Source organism: Photobacterium aquae (assembly GCF_001029445.1).
GTDB lineage: Bacteria > Pseudomonadota > Gammaproteobacteria > Enterobacterales > Vibrionaceae > Photobacterium > Photobacterium aquae.
Map to the genome: position 1 here is coordinate 88,363 of NZ_LDOT01000004.1, position 11,411 is coordinate 99,773.

Annotated in this window: 8 protein-coding genes and 5 tRNA genes; 6 read left to right on the forward strand and 7 right to left on the reverse strand. The window is 52.6% G+C overall.

Going from position 1 to position 11,411, the window contains the following annotated elements; all coding sequences use genetic code 11:
- Positions 1–9: 9 nt before the first annotated feature.
- From ABT56_RS04420 to ABT56_RS04440, 5 genes are all read right to left on the reverse strand, one after another.
- Positions 10–86, reverse strand: a tRNA-Pro gene (locus ABT56_RS04420).
- A 32-nt stretch (positions 87–118) separates the two neighbouring features.
- Positions 119–194, reverse strand: a tRNA-His gene (locus tag ABT56_RS04425).
- A 9-nt stretch (positions 195–203) separates the two neighbouring features.
- Positions 204–280 (reverse strand) — tRNA-Pro (locus ABT56_RS04430).
- Between the two features lie 58 nt (positions 281–338).
- A tRNA-His gene (locus ABT56_RS04435) sits at positions 339–414 on the reverse strand.
- A gap of 42 nt (positions 415–456) precedes the next feature.
- Positions 457–533 (reverse strand) — tRNA-Arg (locus ABT56_RS04440).
- A 289-nt stretch (positions 534–822) separates the two neighbouring features.
- Between ABT56_RS04440 and ABT56_RS04445 the strand changes: the two genes are divergently transcribed.
- Entirely contained in the window at positions 823–1,233 is a 411-nt protein-coding gene (locus tag ABT56_RS04445) for a c-type cytochrome (protein WP_047877659.1), read from the forward strand.
- Positions 1,234–1,294: 61 nt separating this feature from the next.
- Here the strand turns inward: ABT56_RS04445 and rep are convergent, their stop codons facing one another.
- Positions 1,295–3,310 (reverse strand): DNA helicase Rep, encoded by a 2,016-nt coding sequence (gene rep / locus ABT56_RS04450; RefSeq protein WP_047877660.1) that lies wholly within the window; start codon positions 3,308–3,310, stop codon positions 1,295–1,297.
- 185 nt (positions 3,311–3,495) lie between these two features.
- On the opposite strand from rep, the gene ABT56_RS04455 reads away from it, so the two are divergent.
- The 4 genes from ABT56_RS04455 (at position 3,496) to ubiK (ending at position 8,726) form a co-directional block, all read left to right on the forward strand.
- Positions 3,496–4,062, forward strand: coding sequence for a TetR/AcrR family transcriptional regulator (locus ABT56_RS04455; protein ID WP_157037776.1), 567 nt, complete (start codon positions 3,496–3,498; stop codon positions 4,060–4,062).
- Between the two features lie 31 nt (positions 4,063–4,093).
- Positions 4,094–5,200, forward strand: a complete 1,107-nt coding sequence (locus ABT56_RS04460; protein ID WP_047877662.1) for an efflux RND transporter periplasmic adaptor subunit — start codon at positions 4,094–4,096, stop codon at positions 5,198–5,200.
- A gap of 13 nt (positions 5,201–5,213) precedes the next feature.
- Positions 5,214–8,333, forward strand: a complete 3,120-nt coding sequence (locus tag ABT56_RS04465) for a multidrug efflux RND transporter permease subunit (RefSeq protein ID WP_047877663.1) — start codon at positions 5,214–5,216, stop codon at positions 8,331–8,333.
- Between the two features lie 129 nt (positions 8,334–8,462).
- Positions 8,463–8,726 (forward strand): ubiquinone biosynthesis accessory factor UbiK, encoded by a 264-nt coding sequence (gene ubiK, locus ABT56_RS04470; RefSeq protein ID WP_047877664.1) that lies wholly within the window; start codon positions 8,463–8,465, stop codon positions 8,724–8,726.
- 66 nt (positions 8,727–8,792) lie between these two features.
- Here the strand turns inward: ubiK and ilvC are convergent, their stop codons facing one another.
- Positions 8,793–10,277 carry a ketol-acid reductoisomerase gene (gene ilvC, locus ABT56_RS04475; protein ID WP_047877665.1) on the reverse strand — a complete coding sequence of 495 codons (1,485 nt, stop codon included), beginning with the start codon at positions 10,275–10,277 and terminating at the stop codon, positions 8,793–8,795.
- 130 nt (positions 10,278–10,407) lie between these two features.
- On the opposite strand from ilvC, the gene ilvY reads away from it, so the two are divergent.
- A complete protein-coding gene (gene ilvY / locus ABT56_RS04480) occupies positions 10,408–11,292 on the forward strand; it encodes an HTH-type transcriptional activator IlvY (protein WP_047877666.1) in 885 nt (294 codons plus the stop codon).
- The last annotated feature ends 119 nt before the right edge of the window (positions 11,293–11,411 follow it).

Here is an 11,411-nt window from a genome sequence, read left to right on the forward strand (position 1 = left end):
TTTAAATGGTGGTCGGTGAAGAGGGATTCGAACCCCCGACCCTCTGGTCCCAAACCAGATGCGCTACCAAACTGCGCTATTCACCGACAGTGCTTCAGTGTCCTGAAGACTTAAATAATGGGGTGGCTAACGGGATTCGAACCCGCGACAACCGGAATCACAATCCGGGACTCTACCAACTGAGCTATAGCCACCATTGTTAGTGGTCGGTGAAGAGGGATTCGAACCCCCGACCCTCTGGTCCCAAACCAGATGCGCTACCAAACTGCGCTATTCACCGACAAAATTTCTGAGGTCTTACACCCCGAGCACTGACATTCATCAATACTCATTGAATATGGGGTGGCTAACGGGATTCGAACCCGCGACAACCGGAATCACAATCCGGGACTCTACCAACTGAGCTATAGCCACCATTGTATCTTTATCTTTGCCGCTTTCTTCCATTATCCGGAATGGCGCGCCCGAAAGGATTCGAACCTTCGACCTTTGGCTCCGGAGGCCAACGCTCTATCCAGCTGAGCTACGGGCGCATACCCTATCGGCGGAGGTGAATATTACGGATCACACCCCCTCTCGTAAAGTGTTTTTTTTGTTTTTTTTATCGTTCGCTTTAAATGTAGGCAAATAACGATTGATTCGTATCATACAAAAGCAGCCCATGAGTTTATCACGGCTAAAAAAGCAGATACAATCACTAGGATTTTACAATTTAAACATTTTGTAAATAAACACGCCCTTGTCTCAACAGTTCGACTAACAATAAGCATGAGAAGACTGTGGCAAAAACACATAATGATCTGGAAGTGTAAGGTGAGCTCAATGGAATTTTCTCTTCGACCACTCATGATAACGGCCATTGCGGCAACGACGCTGGCAAGTAGCGCCGTTGCCGCTGACATGTCAGACGAAGCAATTGCAGAACGCATCAAGCCTGTGGGATCAGTCTATCTCGAAGGCGATGCCCCTGCGATCCCAGTAGCAGTAGCCGGACCACGGAGCGGTGACACGGTCTATAGCAACTTCTGTGCCTCCTGCCACGGCGCGGGGGTATTGGGTGCCCCTAAAATCGGCGATGCCGGCGACTGGAGCCCACGCATCGCCAAAGGCGCCGATGTATTGGCAGACCACGCTATCAACGGCTTTAATGCCATGCCGGCCAAGGGAGCCTGTATGGATTGCAGCGATGATGAAATCGTAGCGGCCATCAACCACATGATAGAAGGCCTGTAGGCCATCCCCCCTAGAATAGAAAAAGGGTTGATACCCAGTATCAACCCTTTTTGAATGCTTGTTATTTCTTAAACAAAGAACGCAGGTTGGCTATATGGGCCTGTCCCTTGTCCATCCGCTCCTGTTGGCTCATCGGCTTTCTGTCCGACTCCCACATCAGATCATCTTGCGGCAATTCATAAAGGAAACGGCTCGGCTCAGGTTTGATCAGCTCACCAAACTGACGACGCTCCTTACACAAGGTAAAGGTCAGCTCTTTTTGGGCTCGGGTGATCCCCACATAAGCCAAGCGGCGCTCCTCTTCGACATTATCTTCATCGATACTGGTCTGGTGGGGCAAAATCCCCTCCTCACTACCAATTAGATAGACATACGGGAACTCCAAGCCCTTTGATGCATGCAATGTCATCAGCTGGACCTGATCGGCATCGTTTTCATCCTCGCCGCGCTCCATCATGTCACGCAGGGTCAGTCGCTGAACGACTTCCTTCAAGGTCTTGACCTCCTGGTCATAGTTATCCCCCTCCAGATCGGCGGTGATCCAGCTATAGAGATCCGAAACGTTCTTCATCCGCATTTCCGCCGCCTTCGGGCTTGCGGATGTTTCATAGAGCCAGTCCTCGTAGTTGATGTCACGGATCAACTGGCGCACTGCCGCCACGGTATCGCCACGCTCGGCATTATCCGCCAACTCGACAATCCAGCGGGTGAAACGCTGCAGCGACTCTAGCCCACGTCCACTCAGGTGCTGCTCCAGCCCGAGCTCGAAGCTGGCCGCAAACAGGCTCTTGCCACGCATATTGGCATAGGTTCCTAGCTTCTCCAGCGTGACCGGGCCAATTTCCCGGCGCGGGGTGTTGACGATACGCAAGAAGGCATTGTCGTCATCTGGGTTGGTCAGCACCCGCAGGTACGCCATGATGTCCTTGATTTCCGCCCGAGAGAAAAACGAGGTACCACCGGAAATCTTGTACGGGATCCGGTTTTGAGTCAGGGCCCGCTCGAACAGCCGTGACTGGTGGTTGCCACGGTACAGGATGGCATAATCCTTATACTGGGTATTATTCATGAAGCGATGGGCAATCATCTCCCCGACCACCTTCTCTGCCTCATGGTCCTCGTTTTTCGCTGTAATCACCTTCAGCATTTCACCATCGGGGATTTCCGAGAACAGGGCTTTCTCAAACACGTGCGGGTTATTGGCAATCAGGATATTGGCACTGCGCAGAATACGGCTGGTCGAGCGGTAATTCTGCTCCAGTTTGATCACCCTGAGGCTTGGGAAGTCCTTGCTCAGCAAAGCCAAGTTTTCCGGCTGCGCGCCACGCCAAGAATAAATCGACTGGTCATCATCACCCACCACGGTGAAGCGAGAGCGTTCACCAACCAGCAACTTAACGAAAATATACTGACTGGTATTGGTATCTTGATATTCGTCCACCAGCAAGTAGCGGATCCGGTTCTGCCAGCGCGTCCGTACCTCTTCGTTATCACGCAGCAAAAGCACAGGCATCAGGATCAAATCATCGAAATCCAATGCGTTGTAAGCCTTCATCTGGCGCTGGTACATCTCGTAGCAATAGGCAAACAACTGGTCGCGCTCGCCCTTGGCCCGCGCCTTGGCATCGGCTGGCGAGAGCATGTCGTTCTTCCAGTTGGAGATCGTCGATTGCAATAGCTTGAGCAGATCCTTGTCACCGTCAATCTGTTTCTCGGTCAGCTCCTTGAGCAGCGACATCTGATCTTGGTCATCAAACAGGGAGAAGCTCGCCTTGAGCCCCAGCGCCTTGTACTCACGGCGGATAATATTCAGCCCCAGGGTGTGGAAGGTCGATACCATCAATCCCTTGGCCTCTTGGCGTCCCAAGGTCTGTCCGACACGCTCTTTCATCTCCCGCGCGGCCTTGTTGGTAAAGGTCAGGGCGGCGATATTACGTGCCTTGTAGTCACAATGCTGAACCAGATAAGCGATTTTGTTAGTAATAACGCGGGTTTTGCCGGATCCGGCACCGGCCAGAACCAAACACGGCCCAGCAACATATTTTACCGCTTCGTTTTGCCTTGGGTTCAGTTTCATAGGGGTATCCTATCGTGATCATCGGGATGCAGGCGCATTGTAACGGGTTCATGGCCGATGTCCACGAGGCCCAGCAATCCGCCTTGATATCCCGACGATGGAAAAAACGCTTGCACAACAAAATGGGCAACCTAAAATGGTGAATGAACATTCATTCACCATCTTTATTTACAAAATTGCCTGTTATGAGTGACAAGAAAAAACGCATCCTCCAAGCAACTGAAAAATTGCTGGCGGAATACGGGTTTCACGGCATTTCAATGCAAATGGTCGCCAAAGAAGCAGGCGTGGCAACGGGTACGATTTACCGCTACTTCGAGGACAAGGACGATCTCCTGCACCAGCTGCACGATCACATCCTGTCCTACGTGGCGCACAAAATCAGCCAAAACATCTCTGATGACATGCCATTGCAACAGCGGTTCCGCACCATGTGGCTCAATATCTGGAATATGGCAACGGAGGATGATGCCCCGCTCATCAACCGCGGTCAGTTCGAGAACCTGCCACGCAGAAAATGCCACGAACAACGATTACTAGAAAAAAAGATGTTTGCCCAGGTCGACCAGCTTTTCGAAGAAGGCAAAGCCTGCGGCCTGTTCAAGGAACTGGATAACGAGATTCTGAGCGTACTGAGCCTCGAGACCAGCGCCTGCCTGGCACGTAAACATATCAACGGTGTCTACAAGGTTAGCGATGCAGATTTGGAATCTGCCATCCAGGCCAGTTGGGATGCCATTCTTCAGCATTAACATTAGTCAATAAATCGGAGCACTCCCGACAATGAAAAAATGGATAGTGATGCTATTGATCGCTGTACTGCTTTTTGGCAGCGTGATTGGTTTCAATCTCTTCAAACAGAAAAAAATCGCCGAGTACATGGCCAATATGCCTGAACCGGAATTCCCTGTCACGACCACGGCGGTCCAGCCTGAAAACTGGGTACCGGCTATCGAAGCGATCGGCTTTATCGAGCCGAACCAAGGTGTGACAATCACCACGGAAGTTGCGGGCGTGATCAAGCGCATCGACTTCGAATCAGGTACCACCGTCAAGGCAGACCAGCCGCTGGTGACTCTGGACTCTGATGTCGAAATCGCCAACCTGAAAAGCTCACAGGCGCGTCTACCTGCTGCCAAAGCCAAGTACGAACGTTACCGCGGCCTATTCAAGAAAGGTTCTATCTCCAAAGAAGCCTACGATGATGCCGAAGCATCCTACTTCTCGCTATCTGCCGATATCGAGAGCCTGAAGGCCACTATCGACCGCCGCACCATCAAGGCACCGTTCGATGGTGCAGTCGGCCTGCGTAATGTTTACCTTGGTGAGTATATCCAGCCGGGTACTGACATCGTCCGCCTTGAAGATACCTCATTGATGCGCCTGCGCTTTACCATTCCGCAAACCGACATTTCAGAAATCCACCTTGGTCAGGAAGTCGAAATTTTCGTGGATGCCTACCCGCAAATCCCATTTAGCGGCAAGATCAGCGCTATCGAGCCTGCGGTAAACTTCCAGAGCGGTCTAGTTCAGGTTCAGGCCGATATCCCGAATAGCGACGGCGTGCTGCGTAGCGGTATGTTTGCCCGTGCCCACATCATCCTGCCTACCCTCAAGGATCAGATCATCTTGCCTCAGACAGCGATCACCTACACCCTGTATGGCGACAACGTCTACCTGGTCAGCAAGGACGAAAAAGGCGATCTACGCGTCAAGCAGTCAGTGGTCAAAGTCGGCGAGCGCAAGGGCAGCACGGCTCACATCCTTGAAGGTGTCAAGGCGGGCGACACCGTCGTGACCTCAGGTCAGGTTCGCCTGAGTAACCATGCCAAAGTGCGTGTTGTCGAAAGCAGTGCGCTGAAAGTTCCGGCAGAAACCCCAATGCTGTGATCCGGAGGACACAATGCGCTTTACAGATGTTTTTATTAAACGTCCTGTGTTAGCGGTATCGATCAGCTTCCTGATCGCCCTCCTAGGCCTGCAAGCCATCTTCAAGATGCAGGTCCGGGAATACCCTGACATGACGAATACCGTGGTTACCGTAACCACAAGCTACTACGGGGCCAGTGCCGACCTGATCCAGGGCTTTATCACCCAGCCTCTGGAACAGGCCATTGCCCAGGCTGACAATATCGACTACATGACCTCGTCATCGGTACTCGGCTCATCGACCATCACGGTCACCATGAAGCTCAATACCGACCCGAATGCGGCGCTGGCAGATATTCTGGCCAAGACCAACTCGGTGCGTTCCCAGCTGCCTAAAGAGTCTGAGGATCCGACGGTAACCATGTCGACGGGTTCGACAACGGCGGTTATGTACATCGGCTTCACCAGTGACGAGCTGAGCTCGAGCCAGATCACCGACTACCTAGAACGCGTGATCAACCCGCAGCTCTTTACGGTCAACGGTGTTTCCAAGGTCGACCTTTACGGTGGTATGAAATACGCCCTGCGCGTATGGCTAGACCCAGCAAAAATGGCCGCCTACAACCTGACTGCGACGGATGTAATGGGTGTTTTGAACGCCAACAACTACCAGTCAGCAACAGGTCAGGCTACGGGTGACTTCGTGCTCTACAACGGCACGGCCGACACTCAGGTCAGCAATACCGACGAGCTGGAAAAACTGGTGGTTTCCACCAAAGACGGCCAGGTGATCCGTCTGGGCGACATCGCCAAGGTTACCCTTGCGAAGAGCCACGACGTCTACCGCGCAACGGCTAACGGTCAGGAAGCGGTCGTAGCAGCAATCAACGCCGCGCCGAGTGCCAACCCGATCAACATCGCAGCCGATGTGTACAAGCTGTTGCCTCAACTTGAGCGCAACATGCCAAGCAACATCAAGATGAACGTGATGTATGACTCGACGATTGCCATCAACGAGTCTATCCACGAAGTAATCAAGACTATTGCCGAAGCCGCGATTATCGTATTGGTCGTGATCACCCTGTTCCTGGGCTCACTGCGAGCGGTTATCATCCCGATCGTCACCATCCCGCTATCGCTGATCGGCGTCGCCATGGTGATGCAGTCATTCGGTTTCTCATGGAACCTGATGACCCTGCTGGCGATGGTGCTGGCTATCGGCCTAGTGGTCGATGACGCCATCGTGGTGCTGGAAAACGTCGACCGTCACATCAAAGAAGGCGAATCGCCGTTCCGGGCCGCGATTATCGGTACCCGCGAGATCGCCGTTCCGGTTATCGCCATGACCCTGACCCTCGGTGCGGTATACGCCCCGATTGCGATGATGGGGGGGATCACCGGCTCGCTGTTCAAGGAGTTTGCCCTGACTCTAGCCGGTTCGGTCTTCGTGTCGGGTATTATCGCCCTGACCCTATCGCCAATGATGTGTTCGAAAATGCTCAAAGCCAACGAGCAGCCAAGCAAATTCGAGACAACCGTACACCACTTCCTTGACCGCATGACTAACCGTTACGAGAAGATGCTCGGCGGAATCATGAAGATGCGTCCGGTCGTACTGGTATTTGCGGTGATCGTGTTTGCCACCTTGCCGATGCTGTTCAAGTTCATCCCGAGCGAACTTGCCCCAGCAGAAGACAAGGGCGTGTTGGTGATGATGGGTACGGCACCGTCCAACGCCAACCTCGACTACATCGAAAATACGATGGAAGAGGTGAACAAAATTCTGGTTAAGCAGCCAGAGGTGGCGTTTGCTCAGGTGTTCTCCGGTGTGCCGAGCTCCAACCAAGCCTTTGGTATCGCATCAATGGTTCCGTGGAGCGAGCGTGAAGCCAGTCAGGCAGACGTTGTTAAGCGCGTCACCGATCTGGTGAAGGACGTACCTGAAATGTCAGTGACGGCATTCCAGATGCCAGAGCTTCCGGGTGCCGGTTCCGGCCTGCCGATCCAGTTCGTCATTACCACGCCGAACAGTTTCGAGAGCCTATTCCAGATCAGTAGCGATATTCTGGCCAAGACCAAGACCAGCCCGCTATTTGTCTACTCGGATCTCGACCTGAACTACGATTCGGCCACGATGAAGATCAAGATCGACAAAGACAAGGCAGGTGCCTACGGCGTGACCATGCAGGACATCGGTATCACCCTGAGCACCATGATGGCCGACGGTTACGTCAACCGTATCGACCTCAACGGCCGCTCTTACGAGGTGATCCCACAGGTTGAGCGCAAATACCGCCTCAACCCTGAGTCGCTAAAGGGTTACTACGTCCGCGCAGCAGACGGCAAATCGATCCCATTGGGCAGTTTGGTGACCATCGAAGTCGTGTCAGAGCCACGCTCGCTACCGCACTTCAACCAGCTGAACTCAGCAACAGTCGGTGCGGTTCCTTCACCTGGCGTCGCGATGGGTGATGCTATCAGTTGGTTCGAAACTGAAGCGGCCAGCACTCTGCCGGCAGGCTACCAGTACGACTTCATGGGGGCATCGCGCCAGTTCGTCACCGAAGGTAATGCACTGTATACAACCTTTGCCCTGGCACTGGCGATCATCTTCCTGGTACTGGCAATCCAGTTCGAATCACTGCGTGACCCGCTGGTGATCATGGTCTCCGTTCCATTGGCTATCTGTGGTGCGCTGATTGCCCTCGCGTGGGGCGCAGCATCAATGAATATCTACTCGCAGGTAGGTCTGATCACCTTGATTGGCCTTATCACCAAGCACGGTATTCTGATCTGTGAGGTTGCCAAGGAAGAGCAGCTCAATCACCGAAAAGACCGCATGGCTGCCGTAATGGAAGCCGCGAAGATCCGTCTTCGTCCGATCCTGATGACTACGGCGGCCATGATTGCAGGCCTGATCCCGCTGCTATACGCAACCGGGGCTGGTGCAGCCCAGCGCTTTAGTATCGGTATTGTTATCGTTGCCGGTCTGGCTATCGGTACCGTCTTCACCCTGTTCGTTCTTCCAGTGATTTACTCTTATCTGGCCAGCATCCATAAACCGCTGCCGGTATTTGTCGAGGACAAAGATCTGGAAAAGCTCAAGCGGGTCGATGAGGCACGCAATGCCCTGAAAGAGGCCCGAGAAGGCTAACCACTGCAACAAACAAAGAGGCCGTTTATGACGGCCTCTTTTCTTTTGTACAATCACCGACGACAAAGCCGTTATATTTGAATAAAATAACGACAACACATACTACGCCGTTACGGAGTTTATTCAGCAATGTTTGATCCAAAGAAACTGGAACAAGTGGCTAAGCAAATCCATGACTCAATGCCACAACCTGTGAAAGATCTTGGCAATGATGTTGAACAAAAGGTTCGTCAGGTTATCCAAGCACAACTTGGCAAATTGGATGTTGTCAGCCGCGAAGAATTCGATGTGCAGACCCAGGTCCTGCTTCGCACTCGCCAGAAGCTGACAGCCCTTGAGCAAAAACTTGATGAGTTAGAGCAACGCCTGAATACGGATCGCCAAGACGACTAATCATCACCAGATACCAAAAAGCCCAGACGTCTGTCTGGGCTTCTTTTTACCTGATACCAGCAAGCCTTAGCCGCCTACGGCAATCTGCTTCATGTCTTTCATGTAACCTCGCAGCGTCTTGCCTATCTGCTCTACAGGGTGATTACGGATCTGCTCGTTCACCTCGATAAGCTGCTGGTTATCGACATAGTTGCCCGTTTCCGCTAGACCCTTTCCGATAACATCAGCGGATACCTTCGGCATAAACTGCTCACGTAGAAGCGGTGTAGCTACATTGGCAAACAGATAGTTGCCATATTCCGCCGTATCGGAAATCACCACGTTCATCTCATACAAACGCTTACGTGCAATGGTATTGGCAATCAGCGGCAGCTCATGCAGTGATTCGTAGTAGGCGGACTCTTCGATAATCCCCGATGCCGTCATGGCCTCAAAGGCCAGCTCGACGCCAGCACGCACCATCGCAACCATCAAAATGCCGTGGTCAAAGTACTCCTGCTCAGAAATCGTGATATCCGATTCCGGGTAGTTTTCGAATGCAGTTTCCGCAGTCTCGCCACGCCAGCCCAGCAGATCGGCATCGCCTTCGGCCCAATCGGCCATCATGGTCCGAGAAAATTCGCCGGTAATAATGTCGTCCATGTGCTTATTGTAAAGCGGACGCAGCAGTGACTTCAGCTCTTCCGACAGCTCAAAAGCCTTAATCTTCGCGGGATTGGACAGGCGATCCATCATGTGAGTAATACCACCGAACTTCAGTGCTTCGGTCACCGTCTCCCACCCATACTGCAAAAGCTTACCCGCATAGGCAGGGTCGACACCCTCAGCGACCATCCGCTCGTAGCATACGATCGAACCGGCCTGAAGCATCCCGCATAGGATCGTCTGCTCGCCCATTAGATCTGATTTCACTTCGGCGACAAAAGAAGACTCCAACACCCCGGCGCGATGGCCTCCGGTGCCCGCAGCCCACGCCTTGGCAATTTCCAGCCCCTCGCCCTGTGGATCATTTTCCGGGTGTACAGCAATCAGGGTTGGGACACCGAAACCACGCTTGTACTCTTCACGCACTTCGGTACCCGGACACTTGGGTGCCACCATCACCACGGTAATGTCCGGGCGAACCTGCATCCCTTCTTCCACGATATTGAAACCATGCGAGTAGCCCAGAGCCGCCCCCTGTTTCATCAAAGGCATCACTGTTTCAACCACATTGCTATGCTGCTTATCCGGGGTAAGGTTAACGACCAGATCAGCCAGCGGGATCAATGACTCGTAACTGCCAACCTCAAACCCATTGTCTTTAGCGTTCAGGTAAGACTGGCGTTGCTCGTCAATCGCTGCCTGACGAAGCGCATAGGAGACATCCAGACCAGAATCTCGCATATTGAGCCCCTGATTAAGCCCTTGCGCCCCACAGCCAACAATGACGACTTTTTTGCCTTTCAGATAATCAGATCCTGCCGAAAATTCCGCGCGATCCATAAAGCGGCAACGGCCTAGCTGATCAAGCTGCTGACGTAAATTAAGGGTATTGAAATAGTTGGCCATACTCTGCACTCCGTGAAATCTTATCCTTGGGTCGACATGTTTTGTCGTATATCCCGATACTAGATCACACACCTTGTTGCGCAAAGTGCTATATTCACAACAACTCATTGCAAAAGATGCAACATGGAAGATGAATATCAGAACGCTGGAACTCTTTATCCACCTTTGCGAGTCGCGCAACTTCAGTCACACCGCCCATTCGATGCATATCAGCCCATCGGCCCTGAGCCGTGTTATACAGCGATTGGAAGAGGATGTTGGCAAAACCCTGTTTATCCGAGACAATCGCAGCGTCGAGCTCACTGCAGCCGGGAAAACCCTATTGCCCACTGCCGTTTTGATTATCAGCCGGTGGCATGACACCAAGGCTGAGCTTGACGATCACAACCAACAGCTTAAGGGGCGACTCCGGCTCTTTTGCTCAGTAACAGCCAGTTATAGCTATCTATCAAACATCATCAGCCAATTCAGGCTACACCACCCGCAGGTAGACATCGAACTTATCACCGGAGATCCGGCGCTTGCCACCAGTCAGGTCCAGCAGGATATCGCCGATATTGCCATTGCCGCCAAACCCGCACAGTTATCCAGCAAACTCAACTTCCTCAAGCTCGACGATATTCCTCTCTCCGTCATTGCACCGCTCATCCCCCCTCCAGCGCTCAGAAAATACATGGGAGAGATTCCGGTATGGAACGCACTGCCTTTTATTCTTCCTGAATCGGGAGCGGCCAGAGAAAAAGCCGATCAGTGGCTGAGGCAGCATAAAATCAAACCTCATATTTATGCCCAGGTAGCAGGCCATGAAGCAATCGTCAGCATGGTCGCCCTCGGCTGCGGGGTAGGTATTGCTCCTGATATCGTAATTGAAAATAGCCCGCTCGGAGGCAAAATCCAGAAACTCGAGCATAGTGCCATCATGCCGCTCGAACTTGGCTTATGCTGGAAGCAAAGCAAGCACAACGATCCCTTGGTACAAGCCCTGCTCGGGTTACTCCTCCAACGAACCGTCTAAAAGACAAAACCCAGTCCGAAGACTGGATTTCTTAACAAGTGGCGGGGACGCCTAGCCTGGGGCTATCCGGCCGAAGGACGGACATTCAAAATTATTCAAATACAAAAATGTATGGTCCG